This is a genomic window from Alitiscatomonas aceti, from assembly GCF_025567195.1.
Lineage (GTDB): Bacteria > Bacillota > Clostridia > Lachnospirales > Lachnospiraceae > Alitiscatomonas > Alitiscatomonas aceti.
Window position 1 is genome coordinate 1 of record NZ_JAOQJF010000020.1, and the last position, 26,656, is coordinate 26,656.

At 54.0% G+C, this 26,656-nt stretch carries 28 protein-coding genes and 1 other annotated feature; of the genes, 26 read left to right on the forward strand and 2 right to left on the reverse strand.

Annotated features, from left to right (window positions below):
• Positions 1 to 226: 226 nt before the first annotated feature.
• From rpmG to OCV69_RS10405, 18 genes are all read left to right on the forward strand, one after another.
• Positions 227 to 376 carry a 50S ribosomal protein L33 gene (rpmG, locus tag OCV69_RS10320; protein ID WP_008726232.1) on the forward strand — a complete coding sequence of 50 codons (150 nt, stop codon included), beginning with the start codon at positions 227 to 229 and terminating at the stop codon, positions 374 to 376.
• A 25-nt stretch (positions 377 to 401) separates the two neighbouring features.
• Complete coding sequence (gene secE / locus OCV69_RS10325; RefSeq protein WP_022274699.1) at positions 402 to 608, forward strand: preprotein translocase subunit SecE; 207 nt, start codon at positions 402 to 404, stop codon at positions 606 to 608.
• A 15-nt stretch (positions 609 to 623) separates the two neighbouring features.
• Positions 624 to 1,139, forward strand: a complete 516-nt coding sequence (gene nusG, locus OCV69_RS10330; RefSeq protein WP_022274698.1) for a transcription termination/antitermination protein NusG — start codon at positions 624 to 626, stop codon at positions 1,137 to 1,139.
• Between the two features lie 76 nt (positions 1,140 to 1,215).
• Entirely contained in the window at positions 1,216 to 1,641 is a 426-nt protein-coding gene (gene rplK, locus OCV69_RS10335) for a 50S ribosomal protein L11 (RefSeq protein ID WP_158359074.1), read from the forward strand.
• 101 nt (positions 1,642 to 1,742) lie between these two features.
• Positions 1,743 to 2,438: a 50S ribosomal protein L1 gene (gene rplA, locus OCV69_RS10340; protein ID WP_022274696.1), complete on the forward strand. Its 696-nt coding sequence runs from the start codon at positions 1,743 to 1,745 to the stop codon at positions 2,436 to 2,438.
• Positions 2,439 to 2,484: 46 nt separating this feature from the next.
• Positions 2,485 to 2,624: a sequence feature (ribosomal protein L10 leader region), on the forward strand.
• 102 nt (positions 2,625 to 2,726) lie between these two features.
• Positions 2,727 to 3,227, forward strand: coding sequence for a 50S ribosomal protein L10 (gene rplJ / locus OCV69_RS10345; RefSeq protein WP_158359072.1), 501 nt, complete (start codon positions 2,727 to 2,729; stop codon positions 3,225 to 3,227).
• 271 nt (positions 3,228 to 3,498) lie between these two features.
• The gene (gene rplL / locus OCV69_RS10350) at positions 3,499 to 3,873 is read left to right on the forward strand and encodes a 50S ribosomal protein L7/L12 (protein ID WP_022274694.1); all 375 of its coding nucleotides are present in this window, start codon (positions 3,499 to 3,501) and stop codon (positions 3,871 to 3,873) included.
• Between the two features lie 269 nt (positions 3,874 to 4,142).
• Positions 4,143 to 4,769 (forward strand): D-sedoheptulose-7-phosphate isomerase, encoded by a 627-nt coding sequence (locus OCV69_RS10355; protein WP_158359070.1) that lies wholly within the window; start codon positions 4,143 to 4,145, stop codon positions 4,767 to 4,769.
• A 15-nt stretch (positions 4,770 to 4,784) separates the two neighbouring features.
• Positions 4,785 to 7,052 (forward strand): ArnT family glycosyltransferase, encoded by a 2,268-nt coding sequence (locus tag OCV69_RS10360; protein ID WP_158359068.1) that lies wholly within the window; start codon positions 4,785 to 4,787, stop codon positions 7,050 to 7,052.
• Between the two features lie 10 nt (positions 7,053 to 7,062).
• Positions 7,063 to 9,033: a hypothetical protein gene (locus tag OCV69_RS10365; protein WP_158359066.1), complete on the forward strand. Its 1,971-nt coding sequence runs from the start codon at positions 7,063 to 7,065 to the stop codon at positions 9,031 to 9,033.
• Positions 9,034 to 9,129: 96 nt separating this feature from the next.
• Positions 9,130 to 10,407, forward strand: coding sequence for a hypothetical protein (locus tag OCV69_RS10370; protein WP_158359064.1), 1,278 nt, complete (start codon positions 9,130 to 9,132; stop codon positions 10,405 to 10,407).
• Between the two features lie 68 nt (positions 10,408 to 10,475).
• Positions 10,476 to 11,966, forward strand: a complete 1,491-nt coding sequence (locus OCV69_RS10375) for a hypothetical protein (protein ID WP_158359062.1) — start codon at positions 10,476 to 10,478, stop codon at positions 11,964 to 11,966.
• On the forward strand, positions 11,963 to 12,736 hold the full coding sequence (gene rfbF, locus OCV69_RS10380) for a glucose-1-phosphate cytidylyltransferase (RefSeq protein WP_022274688.1): 774 nt from the start codon (positions 11,963 to 11,965) through the stop codon (positions 12,734 to 12,736). Before OCV69_RS10375 ends, rfbF begins: the two co-directional genes overlap by 4 nt.
• 8 nt (positions 12,737 to 12,744) lie before the next feature.
• Complete coding sequence (gene rfbG, locus OCV69_RS10385; protein ID WP_158359061.1) at positions 12,745 to 13,824, forward strand: CDP-glucose 4,6-dehydratase; 1,080 nt, start codon at positions 12,745 to 12,747, stop codon at positions 13,822 to 13,824.
• A gap of 73 nt (positions 13,825 to 13,897) precedes the next feature.
• On the forward strand, positions 13,898 to 15,238 hold the full coding sequence (gene rfbH, locus OCV69_RS10390) for a lipopolysaccharide biosynthesis protein RfbH (protein WP_158359059.1): 1,341 nt from the start codon (positions 13,898 to 13,900) through the stop codon (positions 15,236 to 15,238).
• An 8-nt stretch (positions 15,239 to 15,246) separates the two neighbouring features.
• Positions 15,247 to 16,083, forward strand: coding sequence for a LicD family protein (locus OCV69_RS10395; protein ID WP_022274685.1), 837 nt, complete (start codon positions 15,247 to 15,249; stop codon positions 16,081 to 16,083).
• Complete coding sequence (locus OCV69_RS10400; RefSeq protein WP_158359058.1) at positions 16,076 to 17,038, forward strand: glycosyltransferase family 2 protein; 963 nt, start codon at positions 16,076 to 16,078, stop codon at positions 17,036 to 17,038. Before OCV69_RS10395 ends, OCV69_RS10400 begins: the two co-directional genes overlap by 8 nt.
• A 144-nt stretch (positions 17,039 to 17,182) precedes the next feature.
• Positions 17,183 to 17,833: a hypothetical protein gene (locus OCV69_RS10405; protein ID WP_022274683.1), complete on the forward strand. Its 651-nt coding sequence runs from the start codon at positions 17,183 to 17,185 to the stop codon at positions 17,831 to 17,833.
• A gap of 56 nt (positions 17,834 to 17,889) precedes the next feature.
• Here the strand turns inward: OCV69_RS10405 and OCV69_RS10410 are convergent, their stop codons facing one another.
• Positions 17,890 to 18,594: a gamma-glutamyl-gamma-aminobutyrate hydrolase family protein gene (locus tag OCV69_RS10410; RefSeq protein WP_158359056.1), complete on the reverse strand. Its 705-nt coding sequence runs from the start codon at positions 18,592 to 18,594 to the stop codon at positions 17,890 to 17,892.
• Positions 18,595 to 18,615: 21 nt separating this feature from the next.
• Positions 18,616 to 19,596 (reverse strand): zinc dependent phospholipase C family protein, encoded by a 981-nt coding sequence (locus OCV69_RS10415; protein WP_158359054.1) that lies wholly within the window; start codon positions 19,594 to 19,596, stop codon positions 18,616 to 18,618.
• 145 nt (positions 19,597 to 19,741) lie between these two features.
• Between OCV69_RS10415 and OCV69_RS10420 the strand changes: the two genes are divergently transcribed.
• The 8 genes from OCV69_RS10420 (at position 19,742) to OCV69_RS10455 (ending at position 26,633) form a co-directional block, all read left to right on the forward strand.
• Complete coding sequence (locus tag OCV69_RS10420; protein ID WP_158359052.1) at positions 19,742 to 21,112, forward strand: alanine/glycine:cation symporter family protein; 1,371 nt, start codon at positions 19,742 to 19,744, stop codon at positions 21,110 to 21,112.
• A gap of 431 nt (positions 21,113 to 21,543) precedes the next feature.
• Positions 21,544 to 22,323, forward strand: coding sequence for an SIMPL domain-containing protein (locus tag OCV69_RS10425; protein WP_158359050.1), 780 nt, complete (start codon positions 21,544 to 21,546; stop codon positions 22,321 to 22,323).
• Positions 22,324 to 22,423: 100 nt separating this feature from the next.
• Positions 22,424 to 22,942, forward strand: a complete 519-nt coding sequence (locus OCV69_RS10430) for a peptidylprolyl isomerase (RefSeq protein ID WP_022274679.1) — start codon at positions 22,424 to 22,426, stop codon at positions 22,940 to 22,942.
• A 16-nt stretch (positions 22,943 to 22,958) separates the two neighbouring features.
• Entirely contained in the window at positions 22,959 to 23,663 is a 705-nt protein-coding gene (locus OCV69_RS10435) for a GNAT family N-acetyltransferase (protein WP_158359048.1), read from the forward strand.
• Positions 23,664 to 23,776: 113 nt separating this feature from the next.
• Positions 23,777 to 24,673, forward strand: a complete 897-nt coding sequence (ispE, locus tag OCV69_RS10440; RefSeq protein ID WP_158359046.1) for a 4-(cytidine 5'-diphospho)-2-C-methyl-D-erythritol kinase — start codon at positions 23,777 to 23,779, stop codon at positions 24,671 to 24,673.
• Between the two features lie 13 nt (positions 24,674 to 24,686).
• Complete coding sequence (locus OCV69_RS10445; RefSeq protein WP_158359044.1) at positions 24,687 to 25,403, forward strand: GntR family transcriptional regulator; 717 nt, start codon at positions 24,687 to 24,689, stop codon at positions 25,401 to 25,403.
• Positions 25,360 to 25,560 carry a hypothetical protein gene (locus OCV69_RS10450; protein WP_022274460.1) on the forward strand — a complete coding sequence of 67 codons (201 nt, stop codon included), beginning with the start codon at positions 25,360 to 25,362 and terminating at the stop codon, positions 25,558 to 25,560. Before OCV69_RS10445 ends, OCV69_RS10450 begins: the two co-directional genes overlap by 44 nt.
• 35 nt (positions 25,561 to 25,595) lie before the next feature.
• The gene (locus OCV69_RS10455) at positions 25,596 to 26,633 is read left to right on the forward strand and encodes an aldo/keto reductase (protein ID WP_158359043.1); all 1,038 of its coding nucleotides are present in this window, start codon (positions 25,596 to 25,598) and stop codon (positions 26,631 to 26,633) included.
• The last annotated feature ends 23 nt before the right edge of the window (positions 26,634 to 26,656 follow it).

A 26,656-nucleotide genomic window follows, 5' to 3' on the forward strand; every position in this document is an offset into this window, starting at 1 on the left:
TTGGAACAGGTATTAAATTTTTAAAAACAAGATATTCTGAAAAAGAGGAAGGAAAACAATTCATGCGTATGTCGTGGTTTTTTTACAAAAAAACTTGACTGTACAGGCTTTCTATGTTACAATGAGCGGGCGAATGGAAGAACATAGGTCTTTTTTTTATGCTCAATTTTCGATAGCAGGCAGAGAAAAAGGCCGCCTTACAAAGAACTAAACGGAGGTGGAAGTCGTGCGCACAAAGATTACACTGGCATGTACAGAATGCAAGCAGCGCAATTACAACATGACGAAGGATAAGAAAACTCATCCGGACCGCATGGAGACCAAGAAGTACTGCAGATTCTGCAAGAGACACACAATGCACAAAGAAACTAAGTAATCCGGTTTTCAGAAGGACGTGAATTATGGGAGAAACAGCAAGTAATGAGAAAGCCCCCAAAAAGGACTTTATCAAAGGCTTAAAAGCTGAATTCAGCAAGATTATCTGGCCGGATAAAGAAACTCTGACAAAGCAGTCTGTTGTGGTAATAGCAGCAACACTTGTTTTGGGAATTGCGATCGCACTCCTTGATCTGATCATTAAGTTTGGTCTCAATATCGTTATTGGTTAAGGATGAGGTGAAGATATGTCAGAAGCACAATGGTATGTTGTACACACTTATTCCGGATATGAGAATAAGGTAAAAGTTGACATTGAAAAGACAATTGAAAACAGAGGACTTCAGGACCAGATCTTAGAGGTTTCCGTCCCGTTGGAAGAGGTTATCGAACTGAAGAACGGCGCTCAGAAGCAGGTGGAACGCAAGATGTTCCCGGGCTACGTGCTGATCCATATGATCATGAATGATGATACATGGTACGTGGTCAGAAACACCAGAGGCGTGACCGGTTTCGTAGGACCGGGATCCAAGCCGGTGCCGCTCAGCGAGGATGAAATGAGAAACCTCGGATTTAAGACAACCGGAGTCGTCGTTGATTTTGAGGTCGGAGACACCATCGTGGTGATGTCCGGCGCATGGAAGGATACCGTGGGCGTTGTTAAGACCGTCAACGAATCCAGACAGTCCTTAACGATCAACGTCGAAATGTTCGGCCGTGAAACACCGGTAGAACTGAATTTTTCTGAAGTGAAGAAAATGTAGGCTGCGCCCGTTTGCGCAGATGTACGAGTGGGAGGGAAATCCCGACATTACCACATGATTTAGGAGGTGCCTAATTATGGCAAAGAAAGTAACAGGATATATCAAATTACAGATCCCGGCAGGAAAGGCTACACCGGCTCCGCCAGTTGGTCCGGCACTCGGACAGCACGGCGTTAATATCGTACAGTTCACAAAGGAGTTCAACGCCAGAACTGCTGACCAGGGCGACATGGTCATCCCGGTTGTTATCACCGTTTACGCGGACAGAAGCTTCAGCTTCATCACAAAGACTCCGCCGGCTGCTGTATTATTAAAGAAGGCCGCAAAGATCAAATCCGGTTCCGCAGTTCCCAACAAGACAAAGGTTGCTACCCTGTCCAGAGCTGAGGTTCAGAAGATCGCTGAATTAAAGATGCCGGATCTCAACGCTGCAAGCATTGAGGCTGCTACCAGCATGATCGCCGGTACTGCCCGTTCCATGGGTATCGTTGTAGAGGATTAATCCGGAAGCAGCAGGCTGTTTTCGCTGAGGGGCATATCCCCATACAGTGACAAATACGTGGGAGGGAGAACTCCCGACAATACCACAGGAGGTTATTTAGAATGAAAAGAGGAAAAAGATACGTAGAAGCGGCAAAAGCTATCGACCGCGCTACTCTTTATGATACAGCAGACGCTATCGCACTTGTAAAGAAGGCTGCTGTTGCAAAATTCGATGAAACTATCGAGGCTCACTTAAGGACTGGCTGTGACGGCCGTCATGCTGACCAGCAGATCCGCGGCGCTGTTGTTCTGCCGCACGGAACTGGTAAGACTGTACGTATCCTTGTATTCGCAAAGGGACCCAAGGCTGACGAGGCATTAGCAGCAGGTGCTGACTTCGTTGGTGCTGAGGAGCTGATCCCGAAGATCCAGAACGAGGGCTGGTTAGATTTCGACGTTGTTGTCGCTACACCGGATATGATGGGCGTTGTTGGACGTCTTGGCCGTGTACTTGGACCCAAGGGCTTAATGCCGAACCCCAAGGCCGGAACTGTAACCATGGACGTTACAAAGGCCATCAACGAGATCAAAGCTGGTAAGATTGAGTACAGACTCGATAAGACAAACATTATCCACGTGCCAGTAGGTAAGGCTTCTTTCACAGAAGAACAGTTAGCGGACAACTTCCAGACGCTTATGGATGCGATCATGAAGGCAAAACCGAGCACAGTAAAGGGCGCTTACTTAAAGAGCGTTACTCTTACTTCCACAATGGGCCCGGGCGTAAAGTTAAACGTTGCCAAGCTGGTGAACTAATAACTGCCTGAAAAAGTGATTGACAATCCAGATATAATATGTTAGAGTATTCGAGTATTGAATGCCGAAGACAGCAGGTGCCGTAAGGCGTAAGATGAAAACACCTGCCGAGGAATGTACAAAACTCACATGCAGAATTTTGTAAACCTCTCTGTCTCAGCGGCAGGGAGGTTTCCTTGTATATACAGGAATCTGATGCTGTGACGGCTTTACAATGCTGGCAGCCGCATCCAGGCGTGACCCGCCGGGAGAGCAGCTGCGAAAAATAAAACAGGAGGTAAACCATTCATGGCAAAAGTTGAATTAAAGCAGCCGGTTGTAGCTGAGATCGCTGAGCTTTTTGACGGAGCAGCTTCCGCAGTAGTTGTTGACTACCGTGGATTAACTGTTGAGCAGGATACCGCTCTTCGTAAACAGTTAAGAGAAGCAGGCGTTACTTATAAGGTATATAAGAACACCATGATCCGCTTCGCAGCGAAGGGAACCGCTTTCGAAGCTCTTGAGCCGAATCTTGAAGGACCGACAGCCCTGGCTGTATCCAAGACAGACGCAACAGCTCCGGCCAGAATCTTAGCAAACTTCGCTAAGACAGCTGACAAGCTTGAATTAAAAGGCGGTGTCGTAGAGGGAACTTACTACGATGCAAAGGCGATCAATGTGATCGCTTCCATCCCGTCCAGAGAGGTTCTTCTTGGAAGACTTCTTGGCAGCATGCAGTCCCCGATCGCAAACTTCGCACGCGTTATCAACCAGATCGCAGAGAAGAACGGCAGTTCTGCAGAGGCATAGGCCGAAAGCAGCTTAGTGAGCGCGAGCGGAACGCGAAGCGCGAGCTTAGCGCGAGGCCGTTCCCGACCCTTAATGAGCGGGAGCGCAGCGAGCGCAAATTTAGTGGAGGGAACCTTCCCATAGGCGCGGGTGTAGCGAAAGCCGTTCCCGACAAGAGGAGGGAACATCCCGTGGGCGCGGACACTGTAAGATCCGTTCCCGACGCAGCATAACGCTGCAAGGTTTTTGGAAACAAAACGTGAAAATAAATAATTAATGGAGGTAAATCATAATGGCAAAGTTAACAACAGCTGAATTTATCGAAGCTATCAAGGAATTATCCGTATTAGAGTTAAACGAGTTAGTAAAAGCATGTGAGGAAGAGTTCGGTGTATCCGCAGCAGCAGGCGTTGTTGTAGCAGCAGCAGGCGCTGGCGCAGCAGCTGAGGAAGAGAAGACTGAGTTCGACGTTGAGCTTACAGAGGTAGGCCCGAACAAGGTTAAAGTTATCAAGGTTGTTCGTGAAGTAACTGGTCTGGGCTTAAAGGAAGCTAAGGACGTTGTAGACGGCGCTCCGAAGGTTCTTAAGCAGGGCGCTTCCAAGGAAGAGGCTGAGGACATCAAGACAAAACTTGAGGCTGAGGGTGCAAAGATCACTCTTAAGTAATTTAAGAAATGATGATAAAAGAAGCCGCAGGTGGGTGACCATCTGCGGCTTCTTTCATGGAAAGGGCTGTCTGGTCCGCAGATCCTTCCGGAAACCACACTGCAAAACTGGAAGAAACCATAAAACCATGTGGAAAGACGGATGCATCTGTGATAGAATGGAACTGGATTCTTAAGGATTTTCCGCGCGCAGCCGTACAGAAAGAAAAGCCGCGGCAAAGACAGAGTACAACAACGGCCGCAGGCCGGAAAACAAAGGAGATTGACCACATGCTGGATGAGTTGATAAAGAGATATCCCATACTGGAACGTGTCCGGGAGGACATTGAGGCTGTTTATGGGATCCTGGAGCGCTGCTATGAAAACGGCGGGAAGCTTCTGATCGCAGGAAACGGCGGAAGCGCGGCTGACGCGGAGCACATCGTGGGCGAGCTGATGAAGGGCTTTGTGAAGCGCCGCCCAGTGACGGAAGAGATGAAAGAGGCGCTTGAGAAAGCGGACCCTGTGCGTGGGAAGGAGCTCTCTGAAAAGCTCCAGGGCGGCCTTCCGGCCATTGCCCTTGTGGACCATGCCGCTCTTTCCACGGCCTTTGCCAACGATGTGGACGGGATGCTTTCCTACGCCCAGCAGGTCAACGGTTACGGAAAGCCCGGGGACGTATTTTTAGGGATCAGTACCTCGGGGAATGCGGAGAACGTGATGTATGCGGCAGTGACGGCAAAAGCAAAGGGAATGCAGGTCGTGGGACTCACAGGAAAGGACGGCGGGAAGCTGGCAGGGATCGCCGACGCAGCCGTCATTGTCCCGGAAATGGAAACGTATAAGATCCAGGAGCTTCATCTCCCGGTGTACCATGCGCTGTGCCTGATGCTGGAACACCGGTTTTATGAGCAGTAGGGGACCGGGGGCGGCATGAAGAGACGGGAATGGATTTTACTGATCATCCTGTCCATAACCGTGATGGCCTCGGTACTGATCGGAGTTGGACAGGTATATATAACGGGACCGGAAGGCGTCCGCTTAAAGGCAGACCAGACACTCTGGCTGTTTTTTGAGACGGCAGCCCTGTTTTGCGTATCCTTTTTTATCATACGCACGGCACAGACCAAGTGGCTGCGCTTCCTTTTGCTGTCGTTTATGACCATGGGATTTTTATGGATCCACCAGGTATTTCTCCCGGTGCTGGTATCCGGGGCCTACCTGGCGGCCGTGATCCGGTGCGGCAGCGCGCTGAGGCGTCTCCTGGACCGGCACAGACGCCTTCCGGAATACCATGGGGTCACATGCATGGCAGATCTTACCCTGGGCTGCGGCCTTCTGATCACAGTGTTCTGCCTCATGTCCCTGGCAGGGATCGGAAGCATTGAGAACACCAGACTGGCGGTCCTGGTCCTGCTGGCCTTGTCGTTCCTTCCGGCAGTTTCCGGATCGGAGGCCAGGGCCAGAGCCAGGGCCGGTTACGGCGGCTTCTGGAGGGAACGGAAGCCCATGACCGTGGGAGTTTCCCTGTGCCTGGCTTTTTTCTTTGCCATGGTGCTCCTGCAGGCGGGGCGCATGAACATCTGCGCCGATTATGATTCCCTCCACTATGGACTCCGGTCTGAGTATATTTTAAACGACGGCGGCGGGATCTACGAGGATCTGGGAAGCGTCAATGTAGTCTATACGTACTCCAAGGGCCTGGAGATCCTGCTGCTTCCCATTTCGGGCCTTCCCTCGTACAGCTTTTTCCTCAGCGCGCAGCTCTGGATGACCGTGGGCCTTCTCCTGACGGCCGGAAAGATCGCTGGTCTTTTTGTAAACCGCCGTCATGGCCTTTTGTGTCTGGCGCTGCTGGCGTCGGTGCCCGGGATCATGAACATGTCGGTCACGGCGAAAACCGATTCGGCCACGGCCCTGTTCCAGCTGATCATGATCTATTTCCTGCTCCTTTATATCAGGCGGCAGAAGACGTATTGGCTGGTACTGGCGGGAAACGCATTTTTCATGACCATGGTCTTAAAGCCCACGGCCCTGGTATTCTCTACCATCGTGGGGGGAACGGCGTTCCTCTGCATGGTGTTCATGAAGCGGCTGCGGATCCAGTGGAAGGAGCCGTTTTTCCTGGGATGGATCCCCATGCTCTCCATGTGGGCGCTGGTGTGGCTGAGGACCTGGCTTCTCACGGGGCTTCCTGTGACGTCGGTGTTCTATTCCATCTGGAATAAGCTGGGCTTCGTGGTCCGCTATCCGTTCCGGTTTGACGATCTGCCGTCCAATGGCGGCTCCCTGTTCTCCATAAGCGGAGTGAAGCATTTTTTAAAGCGTCTCTACGGCGTTCTGCTGGCTCCTGTGGGAGAGGATATGGCCCATGTCTGGATCGCCTGGGGGACTCCGATCCTTCTGATCTTTCTGGTCCTGTTCCTTGTCGTGCTTCTGGCCAGGACGCGCCGGTTCCGGAAAACGGAGGAAAAGCCCTTTTGCTGCCTGGTCTGGATGTTTCTGGCATGCGGAGTGGCCAGCCTGGCGGCCCTGTACCTTTTATGGCAGGTGGACGGCAACTACTTTATCCTTTTATACGCCCTTTTCGGGATCCTGGCGGCGGTTGCCATTGGGAAGCTGGAGAGCCGCTTCCTGGCCCGCTCTGTGGTAAAGCTTCTGATCCCGGCGGTGCTCTTTAATGTGACGGTGACCGGGGTCTCCAACTGGAAGGGAGCTCTGGGCCTGTCCCCGGTGAAGCTGGTCCACAAGGGCTATTTTGACCACTGGCAGCAGGAAAAGGAGAACATGGCCTTAAAGGGCAATGAAAAGATCTGGGAGATCCTGGAGGCGGATCCGGAAACCAGGGTGCTGGTATTCGGGCAGCAGCCGGAAATGCTGATGTTCCCATGTAATACCCAGAGCTATACGGATGTGGAGGGAAGCGGCGGAAACTTTTATGTTTCTGCCAGCCCCGAGGCCATGGTGAGCTTCATGGACCATGCGGGCACCGATTATGTGTACCTGGGAAGCGGGTTTTTGCGGCCTGGGACCGAGGGCTGGAGGAATGTCACGGCCATGATCCAGAGCGGCTATGTGACCGATGTGTTTTATGAGAACGGAAACGGACTGGGACGCTTTACGGCGGACCCGGCCGTGGGAAAGGCAGAAGAAGAACTGGCGGATTTTGTGACAAAATACTGGCCGGGAGAACAGCAGTAAGGGGAATGACATGGAAGTACTTCATAGGATCGCGGAAGAGTTTGAAAAAAGAAAGGATGACCTGCTGGTCTTTGCCCTGCTCCTGGGCTTTGGCTTCTTTATAAACAGGGGGGTGGAGCTGAAGGGGCTTTACATGGACGACCTGTATTTGTGGTCCTGTTATGGGGAACAATCCTTCCGGGAGTTTGTATTTCCCATGGGAGGCACCCGGTTCCGGTTCGTCTTTTACCTGGCGGCGTGGCTGGAGCTGTTTTTCCTGGGGAACCATGTGACATGGATGGTGCCCTTCAACATCGTTTTAAACAGTATCATCGCCTGGTCCCTGTACAGGATCTTTGTGAAGGTCAGCAGCGGAAGGAAGTTCGTAAGCCTGGCCCTGGCGGCGGCTTATCTGCTTTCCAGGATGAGCTATTACCAGATCGGCCAGTTTTACGGCCTGATGGAGAGCCTGGGCCTGTGGGCGGCTGTGGGGCTTCTGTACGGCGTGTATGTGTACGTCAATGAAAAGAGGGCCAGTGCCTATTTCTGGGCCAACGGCCTGTATTTCCTGGCCAGCTTCATCCATGAGCGGTATATGGTGCTTCTGCCGGTGCTGCTTTTGGGTCTGGTGTTTGGAAGATGGGCAGGGATCAGGGAAAAAAGAAGCCTGGAATGGAACGCCGGATCCCCGGAGGAGGAAGAGGTCCGCAGAGATGCCGGACGGAGCCGCTCCAGGGCCAGCCGCTCCGGATCTCCCAGGGCAGGCCGTTCCGGAGGTCCCGGGCCGGGACGGAAGCCAGGTGCGTCCTCTTCCGGCGTGTCCGGCTGGCTTCTGCTGGCTGTGACGGCGGCCACGGCGGTCCTCATCCAGGTGATCCGCCTTTTTACCATCGGGACCCTGTCTCCGGCAGGGACCGGGGGCACCGATGTGGCCGATACCTTTAAGATCTCAGATGCCATTGCCCATGCCTGGGAGCAGGCGGCCTTTGTGTTCGGAAGAAACTCCGGACCGGACTATCTCTGTATCGAGCCCTTTGCCAAGGCGCCGTCGGATATCCGCTTTCTGATCCTGGCCTCCAACGCGGTCCTGGGACTGGCGGTCCTTATTTTCCTTATCGGTATGATCCGGGACCGGGGAAGGGTCCTGGCCCATGGAAGGAACCTGGTGCTGTTTCTGGCCTTCATCGCCCTCTGCATCGGTTCCTCCAGCGTGACCATCCGGGTGGAAATGCGCTGGGTATATGTGGTCTATGCGGCGGCCCTGCTGGTGCTGGCTTATATGACCTCCCTTATGGGCCCGGCCGGGTTTCTGGCCATCCTTTATGCGGCCCTCATATTCCCGGCGGAGACGTATTACCGGGAGCACTGGTCCAACCTGTATCTGTGGCCGGATCAGATGAAGTACAATTCCCTGGCTGAGGAAACGGTGGAAAAATATGGAGACGATATTTTTGATAAGCAGGTCTATATCATCCGGGACACCTATGAGATCAGCGAGTTCACGGCAGAGACCTTTTTAAAGGTATATGACAGGGATGGAAAGGGAAAGAACACAGAGCTCCGGTTCATAGACAGTGACTTTGATCTTCCGGAGATCACGGACGATATGGTCATCCTGGGCGAGGATCCGGAGGCCAACGGGTTCCAGGATGTGACGGAGTTCGTAAAGACCAGGCGGTTCAACCTGGCCTATGGAAGCTATGACGACGGCTGGATCGATGAGAAGGCCCGGATCGTGTTTGAAAACGGAGACCATGACGGTCTGGTGCTCCGCTGCTATTATCCCGGTAAAATTACGGGAGACCAAATATGCAGGATCCGTCTCAATGGAAAGCAGATGCCGGATCTGGTGTTCACGGATAATAATATGGAATATGAGATCCCGGCGGCTCCCCATCAGACCATTTCCCTGGAGTTTTCCTGTAATTTTTACGTGAAGGACGCCAAGGAGAGAAGAGGAGAGGACCGCCTTTCCATGATCGTTTCCATGGAGGAAAAATAGGGGATACAGAAGAACAGAAATATTGACAGAGGGCTCCAGGACCGGACGGATACGGCGCGGTCCTGGAGCGAAAGTGAAATGACAAGGAGAAACTAGATGGAAGGACAACAAAGTATGGTCCTATGGATCATGTTTGCAGCCGGGATGATGTTTTCCGTGCTGCTGATCATGGCATGGATCTTTATAAAAAGGACGGCCTATCTGTCTCCGGTAAAGCGGGAGCTGAAAAAGGAGAAGCAGTGGCTGCGCCGGGGCGAATACAATGCGGCCATGGTCAAGGGCCGTCAGAACCTGGAGCTGCTTTTTAAGGTGGTGGCCGCCAACAACGGGATCCGGCTGGATAATACGGCGGCGGCCCAGGCCAACGCCAGAAGCGTCCAGGAACGGAACCACGGGTGCAGAGGCCGGGCGGGAAGGAACCGGGTCATGACCCATCAGCAGTTTGGCTGGTGGATGGAGGAGAACGGATACCTGGACCGGGTGGCCAAATGGGAAATGAACCAGGTACGCCTCATCGGAAACAAGGCGGTCCATGAAAACTTTATTTCCAAGGAGGACGCCTGGAACCAGTATAATTATCTGGAGGATATTTTAAAGCTGGTGTCGGAAAAGCATCCGGTGGGCGGAAAGCGGAAAGGCGGAGCCAGGAGCCGCGGAACGGAGCGGGGCCCCAGGGTGCCGGAGGCGGAAGGCGGGAGAAAGGCCCAGAAAAAAAATGGAAAAGAGGGCCGGGACCGGAACGGAAAAAAGGACGGGGCCGGGGAAAAGCCTGGGAACGAGAAAAAGTCTGGAAATGAAAAAAAGCCTGGGAACGAGAAAAAGTCCGGAAATGAAAAAAGGCCTGGAAATGAGAAAAAGACCGGAAACGGGAAAAGACCGGAAAACGGGAAAAAACCTGGAAATGAGAAAAAACCAGAAAATGGAAAAAAGCCTGGAAATGAAAAAAGACTAGAAAATGATAAAAAGTCCGGGAACGGAAAAAAAGACGGGCAGGCGGCAGCAAAATCCCAGGCGGCAGGAAAGCCCCAGATGACAGAAAAGCCCCAGCTAAAGCCTCAGGCGGAGCCGGAAGGCAGGGAAAAATCCCTCCAGGAGCTCCAGGAACCCGGCAAGACGGCGAAAAAGCCGTCCAGACGGAGAAGAAAAAAGCCAAAGGCTCCAGAACTGTCCAAGACTCTGGGACTTCCAGAGGCAAAAAAGCCAGAAGCGGCGGCTCCGGAAGAGAAGAAGGAGCTTCCCGCTCCCGAGGGACAGAAGGAACCGGCAAAAAAGTCTGGAAACCATCGCCGCCGCCGCAGGCGGAAACCGGCGGGAGCGTCTCCGTCAGCCGGAGGTACCCAGGGAACCGTGGCCGCTGTGGCGGCAAAGGGGTAGAAAAACCGGAAAAAATCTGCTATACTGGCTAAAAATGGCGGGAAGAGCCGCTTCCCCCGGAGGACCAAATGAAAGCATACAGAAAATATATGTACGTGGGGCTGCCGGTTCTGGGCGTCCTGTTTTACCTTTTTTATCTGCACCAGGCGGCCATTGATCTGGTTTATTCCGATTATATCCGCCTCACCCTCTCCTATCTGCCGGACGTGTGGGATCCGGAAAAGTTTTTCGTTCCGGATCTTCTCACCAGGATCCCGGTGAATTTCCTGGAGCGGGCGGTCAATGTGGAGCTCTTTGGATACAGTGTGACCTTCGACCGGGTCCTGGGCGTCCTGGGCTTTGGCCTGTCTGCCCTGATCCTGGGGGCTTACAGCAGAAAAATGAGGATCGGAGCCGGATGGTTTACGGCCATGATGGTCTTCATGTTCAGCCTGAATAAATGGGAAATGCTCTATAATGGGACAGGCTGGGCCCATTTCCTGGCCTTTGGATGTTTCTTCTATAATTATTACGTCCTGGAGCGGGTCTATGGAAGCGGAGGAGAAAAAAAGGGAGATATGGCCCGGCTCCTGGTCCTTCCGGTTCTGGTGACCATCGGCGTTGCCGGGCCGTACTGCGCCATCTACATCATGACCCTGGTGCTGGCGTATCTGTTTGTCTGCTTCAGAAAGCAGACGGGCTGGAAGCGGACCGCTCTCCTTCTGGCCACAGCGGTGCTGCCGCTTGTTTTATATCTGTGGAGCAATTCCATGGCGGTGTATGAATATTCCGGGGCTGTGGAGGGCTCCATGGTGGAGGCGCTCCGGGAGGATCCTGTATTCTTCCTGAAATTCCTCTTAAAGTCCTTTGCCTCCATGATCTTCGGCGTGGAGCTGATCAACCGGCATATGGCGGAGGTTCCCGGGATCGTATGGTGCCTGGCAGGAGCTTTGGTGGCGGCCGCTTATTTTCTGGCGCTGTGGATGAATTTTTACTATGGGATCGAAAAAAGGACGCTGTTTCCGCTGATGCTACTGGCGGGAGGCGGAATGAACCATCTGATGGTGCTGGTGAGCCGCTGGATCTTTATGCCCCGGGACGCCTACGGCATGAGCTCCCGGTATGCGCTCCAGTATCAGATCGGCATCCTGGGAATTTTTCTGACCTTCGCCCTGGTATTCCAGCAGCAGAGGGCCGGAAGGACTTCTGGAGACCGGGAGGAGGACGGGCGGATACCCCGTGAACATGGGAAGGGTCCGAGGGCCCGGAACCGGGCGGAGAGGCCCATGGCCCCGTGGGTGCGGGCGGCGGCCCTCATGGCGGCGGCCCTGTTCCTTGGAGGAAACCTCATGACCACAGCAGAGGAGCTTTCCTTTGCAAAGCACAGGAAGCAGCACAATATAAACGATGTAAAGCCTGTGGTCTTAAACTTTGAAAATGAAACGGACGAGGCGCTGGAGACGGCCCTCGAATACCATAAGCCGGGGATCCGGGAGGCGCTTTCCATCTTAAAAGAAAACGGATGGAACGTCTTTGGAGAAGCAGGCGGAAATACCATGGAATCTGGAGGGAAAAAATGAAAGTAGTAATTCTGGCAGGCGGATTTGGAACAAGGATCAGTGAGGAGAGCCACTTAAAACCAAAGCCAATGATCGAGATCGGGGAAAAACCGATCCTCTGGCACATCATGAAATATTACTCCCAGTTCGGATATAATGAGTTTATCATCTGTCTGGGCTATAAGCAGTATGTGGTCAAGGAGTTCTTTGCGGATTACTTCCTTCACACCTCCGACGTGACCTTTGACCTGGCCAACAACAGCATGAAGGTCCATAATAACTATTCAGAGCCCTGGAAGGTGACGCTGATCGATACGGGTCTCAACACCATGACCGGCGGCCGCGTAAAACGGATCCGTCCCTATGTGGGAGACGAGCCGTTTATGCTGACCTACGGCGACGGCCTTTCCAATATCGACTTAAAGGCCCTGGAGGAGTTCCACCGGTCCCACGGAAAGACGGCCACCATCACCGCTGTGAACATCGGCCAGAGATTCGGCGTCCTGGACATGGACGAGGCCGGCGCTATCCATGCCTTCCGCGAGAAGAATGACGACGACGGCAGCCTTATCAATGGAGGCTATATGGTGATGAATCCCAGCGTGTTCGATTACATCGAGGGAGACGACACGGTATTTGAGCAGGCGCCCCTGAGAAATCTGGCCTCCGACGGAGAGCTGATGGCGTACCGCCATGAGGGCTTCTGGAAGTGCATGGATACCCAGAGAGAGAAGCAGCAGCTGGAAGAGATGTGGCAGTCCGGAAAGGCTCCCTGGAAGATCTGGGAATAGGAGATCATATGGATTTAAGAGAAGTATTTGAGTTTTATAAAGGAAAAAAGGTTCTGGTCACAGGCCATACGGGCTTTAAGGGCGCGTGGCTCTGCCGGATCCTCATAAACGCCGGGGCAGAGGTCACCGGCTATTCCCTGGAGCCGCCCACAGCTCCGGACCTGTTTTCCATGGCTGGCCTGGAGGGAAGGATGGATTCAGTCATTGGAGATATCCGGGATCTGGACCATTTAAAAAGGACCTTTGAAAAGGCGCAGCCGGAGCTGGTCCTGCATCTGGCAGCCCAGCCCATTGTCCGGGATTCCTATAAGGATCCGGTCTACACCTATGAGACCAATGTCATGGGCACTGTAAATATCCTGGAGTGCGTGCGGCTGTTTCCGTGTGTACGGTCGTTTTTAAACGTGACCACAGATAAGGTCTATGAAAATATGGAGTGGGAATACGGCTACCGGGAGAACGACCGGCTGGACGGCTACGATCCCTATTCCAACAGTAAGTCCTGTTCAGAACTGGTGACCCACAGCTATAAAAAGTCCTTTTTTGAGGACGGACGCTGTGCCATCTCCACCTGCCGGGCGGGAAATGTCATCGGCGGAGGGGATTTTGCCAATGACAGGATCATACCGGACTGTGTCCGGGCGGCCATGAAAAAGACGGATATCATCGTCCGCAATCCCCATTCCACCAGGCCCTTCCAGCATGTGCTGGAGCCCCTGGCCGTTTATATGGCCGTGGCAAAGGCCCAGTATGAGGATGGGAAGTATGCGGGCTATTATAACGTGGGCCCCGACGATAAGGACTGTGTGACCACCGGCCAGCTGGTGGACCTGTTCTGCGAGGCCTGGGGAGACGGCCTTTCCTGGACCAGCCAGAGCGACGGAGGTCCCCACGAGGCGAATTTCTTAAAGCTGGACTGCTCCAGGGTAAAGCGCGTCTTTGGATGGACGCCGCGCTGGGGAGTAAAGGACGCCATCCGCCTGACCGTGGAGTGGTGCCGGGAATATGAAAAGGATCCGGCAGATCCCCGGGTAACGGAGATCATGGACCGCCAGATCGGAGAGATGTTCCAGAGCCGGGGGCTTTGATCCCGGAGCAGGCCCAAAAGCCGCCGGACTGGCGGACGCACAGCCTGTACAGAAAAAATGGAGGAAAAAACAGATGTTTGAAAATAAGACAGAAGCCCAGGCCCGGGAAGAGATCCTGGCCATGGTGGCTGAATATGCAGACCGGTTCCATAACCAGACAAAGGAGTTTTCCCCGGGAGACCGGATCCCCTATGCGTCCAGAGTTTACGATAAGCAGGAGATGGTGAACCTGGTGGACAGCTCCCTGGAGTTCTGGCTCACCTCCGGCAGATACACCGATGAGTTTGAGAAGAAGCTGGCAGAATACCTTCATGTGCGGTACTGCTCCCTGGTAAACTCCGGCTCCTCCGCCAACCTGGTGGCCTTCATGGCCCTGACCTCCCCCCTTCTGGGCGAGAGACGGGTAAAGCGCGGCGATGAGATCATCACCGTGGCCGCCGGATTCCCCACCACTGTGACCCCGGCGATCCAGTACGGCGCGGTGCCGGTGTTCGTGGACGTGACCATCCCCCAGTACAACATCGACGTTTCCATGCTGGAGGCGGCTCTTTCTGAAAAGACAAAGGCTGTGATGTTAGCCCATACCCTGGGAAATCCCTTTGATCTCCAGGCAGTGAAGGAGTTCTGTAAAAAACATGATCTCTGGCTGGTGGAGGATAACTGCGACGCCCTGGGAACCCGGTATACCATCGATGGTGAGGAGAAATTTACCGGTACGGTGGGAGATATCGGAACCTCCAGCTTCTACCCGCCCCATCATATGACCATGGGAGAGGGAGGCGCCGTCTATACAGACAACGCCCTGCTCAATAAGATCATCCGTTCCTTCCGCGACTGGGGAAGGGACTGCGTATGCCCCTCCGGCCGGGACAATCTCTGCGGCCACCGGTTTGACCGCCAGTACGGCGAGCTGCCTCTGGGCTACGACCATAAATATGTGTATTCCCACTTCGGCTATAACTTAAAGGCAACGGACATGCAGGCTGCCATCGGCTGCGCCCAGCTGGATAAGTTCCCGTCCTTTGTGGAGCGGAGACGCCATAATTTCGACCGGTTAAAGGCAGCCCTGGCCGGAACGGAGGAGAAGCTGATCCTTCCGGAGGCAGCAGACCATTCCCGTCCAAGCTGGTTCGGCTTCCTGATCACATGTAAAGAGGGCGTGGACCGGAACCGGGTGGTCCAGTATGTGGAGGACCATGGTGTCCAGACCCGGATGCTGTTTGCCGGTAATCTCACAAAGCATCCGTGCTTCGATGAGATGCGGGCAGAGAAAAAGGGCTACCGGATCGTGGGAGAATTAAAGAACACGGACCGGATCATGGCGGATACCTTCTGGGTGGGCGTATATCCGGGCATGACCGACGAAAAGATCGACTATATGGCAAAAGTGATCAAAGAGGGACTTGAGCAGTGAGCGAAGAGATGAAATATGACCTTTCGGGGGTCCATGCGGTCAATTTAAAGCTTTTAAAGGAGATCGACCGGATCTGCCGGAAATATAAGATCAAATATGCCCTGGACTCGGGGACGCTTCTGGGGGCCATCCGCCACGGCGGCTTTATCCCCTGGGACGACGATGTGGACGTGGTCTTTACCAGGGCCAATTATGAAATGTTCAAAAAGGTGGCGCGGCGGGAGCTGCCGGAGGGCATGTCCTTTGTGGAGCCTGACGAATATCACGGCGGGAAGGCCTTTTATGATTTTGTTTCCCGGGTGACCTATGATAAAAGCCAGAAATTTGAGGATTCCGGGAAGATGGCGTTTTATGACGATAAGATCACCCGCCTCAATGTGGATCTTTTTATCCTGGACCCGCTTCCGGATAAGGCCATTCCCAAAAAGATCACCAAGCTCCTGCACTGTGTGGTCTATGGGCTGGCCCTGGGACACCGGTGGAAGATCGAGCTTTCCGATTATAAGGGGATCATGAAGCTGTTTGTGGCCGTGCTGTCCGCCGTGGGAAGGCTGATCCCGTTCCCGGTGATCTATAAGCTATGGAAGGCCCTATGCGCCAAGGATAAGAATAAAAATACCGGCCTCTACTTTTACACCAACTACGCTCCGGATTATTTCTATGTGGAGATGAAAAAGGAGTGGGACGATACGGTGGAAGAGATCTCCTTTGAGGATACGAAGCTCTTTATCCCCACAGGCTGGGAGCATCAGCTTACCCAGGTATATGGGGATTATATGAAGCTGCCTCCAAAGGAAAAGCAGGTGCCGGAGCATTCAGACATGGAGATAAAGATTTATGGTTAAACTGCTTTCCGTTGTGGTGTCCGTGTATAATGAGGAACTGGCCCTTCGGGAGTTTTACCAGGAGACGGGGGCCGTATTAAAGGCCCTGCCGTCCTCCTGGGATTACGAGCTTCTATTCGTAAACGATGGCAGCGCCGACCGGTCCCTGGAGATCCTCCGGGAGCTGGCCCGCCGGGATGACCGGGTGAGGGTGGTGGAGTTTTCCAGGAATTTCGGCCATGAGGCTGCCATGATCGCTGGCATCGACTATGCCCGGGGAGACGGCATCGTCTGCATGGATGCAGACCTCCAGCATCCGCCGGAGTGCCTTTTGGAGATCGTGGAAAAATTTGACCAGGGCTATGAAGTCATCAGCATGGTCCGCATGAAGAATAAAACCGCCGGCCTGGTGAAAAATATTACCTCCGCCGCCTTTTATAAGCTGATCAACCATTTATCCGACGTGAAGTTTGAACCCAACGCCTCGGATTTTTTTGCTGTCAGCAAAGCCGCGGCCGACGTTCTGCGGAACAATTACCGGGAGAAGGTGCGTTTCTTAAGGGGCTACGTCCAGAGCGTGGGATTTAACAGGACCACGATCCAGTACGAGGCCAGACCACGGTTCGCAGGAGAGAGCAAGTACAGCTTAAGGAGCCTGTTCCGGTTTTCCATCAACACGATCCTGTGCTTTTCCGACATGCCCTTAAAGCTGGGGATCTATTCCGGCTGCGCGGTGGCGGTCTTCGGCCTTCTGATGATGGCCTATACCATCTGGACCTGGGCCAAATATGGAACACCCAGCGGCTATGCTACAATCGTGGTGCTGATGTCCTTTATGTTCGCCATGCTGTTTGTGATCGTGGGGATCATTGGGGAGTATATTGCGATCCTGTTTTCCGAGCTGAAGGACCGCCCGATCTACATCGTAAAGAGCACAGAAAACATGGAATCAGAAGAGAAAGTTACGAAATCCTAAATAATTTATGATATTTTGAAAAAAGGGCTACAAAAACCCAGAGGAATCGTATATAATACGTGAGTATGTAAAAAGGTCTGCCAAAGCCTGCTTTCCAATGATTTTGGCGGATCGGTGGAACTGAAATGACAGGAGGAGATCATAATGAAATTATTAAAGAGAATGGCTGTACTGGGCCTGGCAGTCCTGGCCCTCAGTGCATGTACAAAGAGCAGCGAGGAATCTGAGACTGTGACAGGAAACGAGGTGGATCCGGCAAAGCAGTCCGCCATGGATGAGGTGGACGAGACGCTGGCCCGTGAGGATAATATTTTGGTAGAGGATGAGACAGAGCCCAAATCCTTATATGAGTGGGATCAGGTAAAAGATGAGACAGACACCCTGTTCGCTGATGCAGATCTGTATCCCCAGACCGTGAAGATGGAGTTTGCAGCGGATGAGGCTTCCATGACCATCGACTTAAGCTGGGTATTAAAGAATGGAACGTCTGAGGAAGAGGCAGAAGAGTATGCGGCTATGATGGTGAAGCAGTTCAATGATATCGTTGCCGTTCAGAGCACAGAGCTGGAGAATTCCTCTGATTCCTCCTTCGGTACTCTCTGGAACCAGTTCGCACTGAATGTGAAGGTGGGCACAGAGGACGGAAAGTGGCTTGTGGATAAGAGCTACAAGGCAGGCGGAAAGATCGACCTGGCAATGCCAGAGGCAGAGAGCCAGGATGGTCCCGAGGATGTGGCAGAGGACGTTCCGAAGAAGGAAGTAAAGGAGCCCAAGGCCACAAAAGAGGCGAAATAAGAAAGAAGAAGAAAAGAATGGGAGCAGAGATAGATCTGCTCCCGTTTTTTTGTCCCTTATTTTCTGCACTGATCCATAAAGTACTGGAAGATGGGCAGGGAATCCACACAGTTTTCCGGGTTGGTGACCGGACCGGTCATACGCTCCGGATGCCACTGGACGGCCCAGATGGGAAGGCTTACGTGCTCCACAGCTTCTACGATGGAATGGCCGTTGGCATCGGACCAGGCCACAGCCGTCAGATCCTTTCCCAGGTCCTTTAAAGCCTGGTGGTGGTAGCTGTTGATCTCCAGGGATTCCCCGAAGAGACGGCCCAGGATGGAGTCCTTTTTTAAGGTCACCGGATGGCATACGCCCTTGGCGTGCTCGCCGCCCAGTTCATCAGGGATATCCTGGTACAGGGTGCCTCCAAAATAGGCGTTCAGCACCTGGACGCCGCGGCAGATGCCGAAGATGGGCTTTTTCCGGTCCACAAAGGCCTTGATGAGCTTCCATTCCAGATCATCCCTTAAGGGATCCGTAATAACAAAATCGTATTTCAGCTCTTCGCCGTAAAGGGCAGGGGCCACGTCTTTTCCGCCGGAAAGCAGAAGACCATCTGCCAGATCGGCATATTCCTCCGCGCAGTCATTGTTTACGGCTAAGAGAGGGATGCCGCCTACACGGCGGATATTATCTGCATAATTCTGGTTCAGGGACCAGGCCGGAGTTCCGTTGGCGGCGGCGCTGGTGCCGCCGGAAAGTACGATCACTGGATTCATAAGATCCTCCTTTTTTGTGATTTATCCAACATCGAGCCCGCTGTGGTAGGAATAGTTCCCCAGCTCAGAAAGGAACATTTCAAAGCTCTGGTCCTTGAGCGGGATCTCGCTTGTCAGCATGGAGTTGAACTGATAGTACATAAGGTTGCATTTCTGAAGGGTCTGACGATACAGGTCCAGGAAGGAGGCGGAAGAGGCCAGGGTCTTGTTCCAGGGATTGGTCCATACCTCATGGTCCAGGTTCAGGGTCTTCCGGACGCCTTTGGGCGTATCGTCGGTCACCAGCTTTTTGGAGGCGATGGGATGCTTTAAAAACATGGACTCAAAAAACTGGATCGTATTCCGCTTGCGGCCTGCCGGATCAGAAAGAAGGCGGCCGCCGAAGCGGATGGCATAAACGGAGCGGGTGACCATTCCCTCCGTGACCTGAAAGATATTGCGTTCTGTGATGGGATAGTAGGTTTCGTTGATACAGCGGCTGAGGAACCGGGACAGGAACTGGATCTCCTGGCCGTTTAAGCAGATGGTAGCCGCCTGGTTGAACTCAGATGGCTTTTTGTGCTTGAACTTCCGTAAAAGCAGCGTATCGATATCATTTTCCAGTTCCGCGTGAAGGCCATGGAACCGGGAGCCTTTTCCGTCGGTCTCATACTGGATGCGTCCGTAAACATAGGGATGGCAGATGGAGTCGGCGGCATAGTGGCAGAGGAAGCCGGCCATATAGGAAATGGCCTGTTCCCGCTGCTGCTTGGAACTGATGGCGGCGATCTCGTTGAGACAGTTCCGGAAGAAACGGTTCACATGGTATTCGTGCATATGGGAACCGACGTTCCGGTAGTCCCGGTGGCGCAGGATCGGGATATTATAAAAGAAGATATCCGGGCCCTGGAGCCCGATCTGGTAGAGCCAGCGGTATTTGGAGATCACATGCTTTAAATAATTGTTCGGCAGATCGTTATAGGCCTTTACGCCGAACAGGTAATGGGTCGTAAATCCTGGCAAATCGACCAGCTCCTTTATATTGGTTTCTGTACTGGTTTCCGGAAGGCGTCGGAAATCCTGCCTCCGGCATCATACCATCAGTATATCATATCTTACGGTAAATTGGAATAAAACATAATGAGAAAAGTCGCAGCAGGAGGTTGGAATGATCCATTGGATCCATACGATGGTCTGGGGGCCGGGGATGCTGGTTTTATTCCTGGCTGTGGGGATCCTTTATACGATCCGGTTAAGAGGTTTTGTGTTTTGGGGTTTCCCCCGGTGGTGGAAAAATACGGCCGGGAGCCTGTGGAAAACTCCGGAAAAGACAGGGACCAATGAGGAAAACATGCAGGGCGGGGATGCGGTCGGGGGAATGTCGCCGTTCCAGTCGGCGTGTACGGCCCTGGCAGCTACCATCGGTACAGGGAACATAGCCGGGGTGGCCACGGCCCTTTTATCAGGAGGGCCGGGGGCCATATTCTGGATGTGGGTATCTGCCTTTCTGGGCATGGCCACGGCCTATGGTGAAACGGTGCTGGGGATCTGTTACCGGAAGAGGGACCGGAGCGGAGGCTGGGTGGCCGGCCCCATGCTCTATATGGAACGGGGCCTTGGCTGCCGGTGGGCCGGGCTTCTTTACGCCGGGCTCTGCGCGGCGGCCTCCTTTGGTATGGGCAGCATGGTCCAGGCCAATGCCATTTCTGAGACCCTTGAGTTCTCTTTTTCCATGCCGCCGGTCCTCATCGGGGGCCTTCTGGTGCTTTTAAGCGGAAGGATCATGGCCGGGGGAGCCGGGGCCATAGCGGGAGCCGCGGAAAAGATGGTCCCAGTGTCGGCAGGGATCTATATGGCGGCTTCGGCGGCGGTGCTGTTTTTGTTCCGGGAAAATATTCCCTCTGCCTTTGGGATGATCTTCCAGGATGCGTTTTCGTTCCGGAGTGCCGCCGGAGGCGCGGTGGGGCTCCTGGCCAGCAAAAGCGTCCAGTACGGGATCGCCCGGGGCGTTTTTTCCAACGAGGCGGGACTGGGAAGCCTGGCGGTCCTCAACGGGGCAGCAGAAGGCGATCCAGGCGTCCAGGGTCAGTGGGCGATCTTTGAGGTGTTCTTTGACACGGTCGTGAGCTGCACCCTGACGGCGGTGGTGATCCTCTGTGCCATGGGCGGAGAGCTTCCGGCCTTTTCCGGAAACGGGGCAGAGCTGACCGGGATCTGCTTTTCCAGGGGCCTGGGGAACCTGGGCGGATATACAGTGTCCATGTGCGTGGCCCTGTTTGCCTTTGCCACCATCATCGCCTGGTATTATATGGGGCGGCAGGCGGCCTCGTACCTGGGGGAGGCGGTCGGAAAAGATCTGGTCCGGATCTATACGGCCGGATATCTGGCCGCCGTATTCTTTGGAAGCCTTGGCCCCATGGAGCTGGTCTGGGAGGTTTCGGATGTGCTCAACGGATGTATGGCGGTGCCGAACCTGGCGGCGCTGGTGCTGTTATCCGGGAAGGTGGGCTCTCCGGGGCGGGCCGGGAAGGAGCTCTGACTGCCGTCTGGCGGTATGGAAGGGATCCGGCAGGAGAAGAGGGCTCCGGCGGGCCGGAGCAGAAAGAAAAAGACATGAAAAAAGCACCCCGCCAGGTGCTTTTTTCAACAAAATGATTATTTGAAAAAGGGAGGAGAGCTGATATTTTCTATCAGCCCGAGTATTATGAAAAAAATCTTATAAGCAGCATCGCATCGGATGTTTATCTGTTTATGGTTATATGATATCCTGTAAAGATGAAGAAATCATGTGTATTGTGTAAAAGAATTTTGAAAAGAATTTGAACATTTTATGAACGGTAGCGGATAATTAAAACTTCATTCAAAAAAACGTAAGAGAAAAGTCCCGGGGATGAAAGGTTTTTCTGGTAAAATAGGGCTGTAAAGAGGAGAGACTGCATTTCTGTTTTATCAGAAAAGGAGGAAGCTGTTATGAAAAAAAGAGTTGCCCTGATCGCGGCGGGCTGTATTGCGGCGGGAAGCGTCCTGCTTTCGGGCTGCGCCACGGAGGTGAAGGCCACAGTTCCGGATGTGATCCAGGTGCAGAACCTGGAGGAAGATAGGAAGATCTCCTTAAGCACGTCGGAAACGGTAAAGGTAGCGCCGGACATGGCCCGGATCGTCTATGGGATCGCCACGGAGGATGCGGACGCAGAAAAATGCCAGCAGGCCAATGCGGAAAAGCTCAACGGGCTTCTGGAATATTTAAAGGGCCAGGGAGTGGCAGAAACATCCATTGCCACCTCGGACTTTTCCCTGAACCCCATGTATGACTGGAGCGGGAATACGAGAAAGCTGGTGGGCTATGAGATGCGGACCCAGGTGGAGGTATCGGGTGTGGCCCTGGACCAGGTTGGGAGCCTGCTGAGCCAGGGAGTGGCGGCCGGAGCCAATGAGATCCAGTCCATTTCCTACTATTCCAGCACCTATGACGAGGCCTACGCCGACGCTCTGGCACGGGCAGTGGAGCTGGCAAAGACCCGGGCATCTGTCCTGGCAGAGGCCAGCGGCCAGGAGCTGGGATACGTTATAAACATTGAGGAATACGGAGACCGCCAGGAGGGTCGGTATGTGACCTCCAATATGTCCATGAAGAGCGCGCCGGGGGCCGGAGCCGCAGAAGAGGCGGTCGTGGATATGGGCGTCATGCCGGGCGAGATGGAGGTGACAGCCAGCATCCGCATCGAGTTTGCCCTGCTTCCAAAGCAATAAAGGTATGGACATCCGGCAGTGTGTCCTGTATAATATCAGATAGAAATGGGGGATGTCTTCATGGCATCCCCGGTTTTATTACAGGAAAAGGAGATTGTCAATGAAAAATCCAGTAGTTACCATCGAAATGATGAACGGAGACATCATAAAGGCAGAGCTTTACCCGGAGGTGGCTCCCAATACAGTCAACAACTTTTTAAGCCTGGTGAACAAGGGCTTTTATAACGGCTTGATCTTCCACCGGGTCATCAAGGGCTTTATGATCCAGGGCGGCTGCCCCGACGGCAACGGCATGGGCGGCCCGGGCTACTGCATCAAGGGCGAGTTTTCCCACAACGGCTTCCAGAACGATCTGGCCCATACGCCGGGCGTTTTATCCATGGCCAGGGCTATGAACCCTAACTCTGCCGGTTCCCAGTTCTTCATCATGCATGAAGCGGCTCCGTACTTAAACGGAGAGTATGCGGCTTTCGGCCAGGTGATCGAGGGAATGGACGTGGTCAATACGATCGCCGAGGTCCGCACCGATTACAGCGACCGTCCCATGAAGGAGCAGAAGATCAAATCCATTACGGCTGAAACCTTTGGGGAAACGTATCCGGAACCGGAAAAATGCTGATCCGGGAGTAATATTTATGAGGGAGATCCGATATGCAGCAGTGAACGGGAAAGAGATCCCGGTTCTGATCTCCGATGAAAACGAGGCTCTTCTGGCCGCCAGGGCGGCTGGAGGAGCCATTGTTGGATTATGGAGCGGCGAGGGACGGGGAACGGCGGCTCCCTATGCGGTGGAAGCGCTTTCGGACGTGACGGAGGAATTTCTGGAGCGGGCTGCAAGACGCCATCTGGGACTTCCCTGGAGGATCTGCGAGACCAGGCGGCTTCTGGTGCGGGAGATGACCGGCGATGATTTTGACGAGGTGTGGGCCAACCAGGTGGGCCGCGGCTTCGGCTCTGTGGAGGAGCTGGAGGCGTATACGAAGCACCAGTATACATTTTATGAGTTCGGCTTCTGGGCCCTGGTGGAAAAGGAGACCGGGGATCTGATCGGTGTGGCGGGGCTTAAGGTGCCGGAGGAGGACGGGAAGGAAGAACAGGAACTGGTGAAGCTGGAGCTTTTTAACGGCCGGGAGAACGCCGGGGACGGAGAGGTGGTCCTGGAGATGGGCTACCATATTTTTCCCGCATACCGCCGCCGGGGCTATGGACTGGAAAGCTGTGCCGGGATCCTGGAATATGGCCGCCGGGAGCTGGAGGCGGACCGGTTCCTGGTGCGGATCCGGAAGGAAAACGTCCCCTCCCTGGCCCTGGCAGAAAAGCTGGGCTTCCGGGAAAAATAAGCCGTTGGGCCAGATATAAATTTTATATGGAAAGCTCTTGTCAAATAAGGGCTTTATCCGGTATACTGATTATTGTATACAAGAAACAGAAAAAATACAAGCGGGTGATGGAAATGCTGGATCGTTTGGAATTAAAGGCCTATGGAAAGATCAATCTGGGTCTGGATGTGGTGAGAAAACGGGAGGACGGTTATCATGAGGTGCGGATGATCATGCAGACCGTACACCTCCATGACCGGATCGTGATGGAGAAGACAAAGGAACCAGGGATCCGCACGGAAACGAACCTTCCCTATGTGCCGGACGGAGAGGGAAACCTGGCCTGGAGGGCCGCAAAGCTTTTAATGGATGAATTCGGCCTGTCAGAGGGCGTGGATATAAAGATCCGGAAATGCATTCCCGTGGCCGCCGGTATGGCGGGAGGGAGCACCGACGCGGCGGCGGTCCTGGTGGGCATGAACCGGCTGTTCGGCCTGGGCCTTGGGAAAAAAGAACTGATGCGGCGGGGAGTGAAGCTGGGAGCGGATATCCCCTACTGTATCCTCAGAGGAACCGCCCTGTCGGAGGGGATCGGGGAGATCCTTACGGAGCTTCCACCGGCTCCCCAGTGCCATGTGGTGCTGGCAAAGCCCCAGATCTCAGTGTCCACAAAGGCGGTGTATGAAAAGCTGCGGGTGGATGCCCTGGGACCGGAGGCCCACCCGGATATCGACGGCATGGCGGCGGCCATCCGGGCAGGCAGCCTGGACGGCGTTACAGCCCGTCTGGGAAATGTGCTGGAAACGGTCACGATCCCGGATCATCCGGAGATCGGCGCCATTAAGCGGATCATGCTGGAGCATGGGGCGGAGGGGGCGCTCATGAGCGGCAGCGGCCCCACGGTATTTGGGATCTTTAAGGACAGGGAAGAGGCAGACGCGGTCTGCGGGATCCTCAGAGAGACAGACAACGGACGGTTGACCCGACAGGTCTATTTGACCAGATTTTTTAACAAAAAACCAGCCAGATAGAAGGAGAAGGCCAATGACGAACAACTTTGATGTGAAGATGGATGAATATCTGCCCCTGCGGGATGTGGTGTTCAAGACGCTGCGCCAGGCGATCCTAAAGGGAGAGCTGGAGCCGGGAGAGCGGCTCATGGAGATCCAGCTGGCGGAGCGCTTAGGCGTCAGCAGGACTCCGATCCGGGAGGCGATCCGGAAGCTGGAGCTGGAGGGCCTGGTCCTTATGATCCCCCGGAAGGGAGCCGAGGTGGCCAGGATCTCTGAAAACAATCTGCGGGACGTGCTTGAGGTGCGCCGGACCCTGGAGGAGCTGGCGGTGGACCTGGCCTGCCAGAGGATGACGGAGGACGAGCTGGAGGAGCTGAAAAAAACACAGGAATTGTTTGCCCAGGCCATCCGGGAGGGAGACGCCATGCGGATCGCCCAGACCGATGAAAGATATCATGAGATCATTTACGGCAGTACAAAAAATGAAAAGCTGGTGCAGATCTTAAACAACCTGCGGGAGCAGATGTACCGCTACCGCCTGGAATATATCAAGGATGAGGACAAGCGGCATATTCTCCTGGTGGAGCATGACCAGATCTTAAAGGCCCTGAGCCTGCGCCATGTCCACGAGGCGAAGATCGCGATCCGGGAGCATATTGATAATCAGGAGATCACCATCCTGAAGAACCTGAAGGAGCAGGAAAATGACGTTCAAAGAAAAGTATCTGGCCGGAGAAATCCGGTTTGAGGAGATCGACGATTACATTGAGATATGGAACAACAGCGACGACGAGCGGACGCTGGCACAGTTTCTGGGGCTTAGCGCAGACGAAGAAGACGTCTGGATCGACGACAGCGACGAGGCCTTAAAGGCCATGCTGGACCAGGAGCGCTGCCAGTCTTAGTCCGCAGGCAAAGGAAAAGAAAGGGGTATGGGAAAATGAAGACAGTAACACTGGGAAGAACAGGGATCACAGTCAGCAAGAACGGGTTCGGTGCGCTGCCGATCCAGAGGATCACAAGGGATGAGGCCGCAAAGCTCTTAAGAAAGGCATATGACGGCGGCATCACGCTGTTTGATACAGCCAGGGCTTACTCTGACAGTGAGGAGAAGATCGGCTATGCCATGAGTGATATCCGGAACCACATCTACATCACCACCAAGACCGCAGCCCAGAACGCAGAGGAATTCTGGAAGGACCTGGAGACCAGCCTGACGCTCCTTAAAACGGATCATGTGGACGTGTACCAGTTCCATAACCCGTCCTTCTGCCCGAAGCCGGGGGATGAAAGCGGCCTTTATGAGGCGGCCTTAAAGGCCAGGGAGCAGGGAAAGATCCGCTTCATCGGCATCACCAACCACCGGCTGGCTGTGGCTCATGAGGCCATTGACAGCGGCCTTTATGATACCCTCCAGTTCCCGTTCTGCTATCTGTGCAGCGAAAAGGATGTGGAGCTGGTGGAGGACTGTAAGAAGAACAACATCGGCTTCATCGCCATGAAGGCCCTGTCCGGCGGACTGATCATCAACTCTGCCGCCGCCTACGCCTTTGAGGACCAGTACGACAACGTGCTTCCCATCTGGGGCGTCCAGAGGGAGAATGAACTGGATGAATTTTTAAGCTATATGGAACATCCGCCGGTGATGAACGACGAGATCCGGGCTCTCATCGAGGCGGACAGAAAACAGCTGTACGGAAGCTTCTGCCGGGGCTGCGGCTACTGTATGCCGTGTCCGGTGGGGATCGAGATCAATAACTGCGCCCGGATGTCCCTGCTGCTGCGCCGTTCTCCGTCCGAAGGCCATCTGTCCCCCGAGGGCCAGGCAAAGATGATGAAGATCAAGGACTGCCTCCACTGTAACCAGTGCATGAGTAAATGTCCTTACGGCCTCAACACGCCGGAGCTTTTACAGAGGAACCTGAAGGACTATGAGGAGGTCCTGGCCGGGAAGGTCATGACTCCCACCAACTTCTAAACAGGCAGAGGGCCGGGAAAACC